Genomic DNA, 231 nt, shown 5'->3' with positions numbered 1-231 from the left:
CGGGCTTCGGTGAGGGCGCGGTGGGCGGCGGTGGCCAGCTCGGCGATGGTTTGGTAGCGCTGGTCGGGTTCTTTAGCCATGCCCTTGGCGATGACCGCGTCCATCTGGGCGGGCACATCCGGCCGGATGGCCGATGGCCGCGGCGGTGGGGTATTCAGGTGGGCCGCGATTAGGCGCGGCGTTGTGTCCCCGGCAAACGGCAGGTCTCCAGTCAGGGCTTGATACAGCACA

General features: G+C 68.4%; 1 pseudogene. It reads right to left on the bottom strand.

The window, feature by feature from the left end:
• Positions 1–231, bottom strand: a pseudogene (locus F0Q45_RS28510) (protein kinase domain-containing protein); the annotation flags it as partial.

Source organism: Mycobacterium simiae (assembly GCF_008370645.1).
Lineage (GTDB): Bacteria > Actinomycetota > Actinomycetes > Mycobacteriales > Mycobacteriaceae > Mycobacterium > Mycobacterium simiae_A.
The sequence above is the reverse complement of the archived record's forward strand: the minus strand, read 5'-3'. Positions and strand labels throughout refer to the sequence as shown.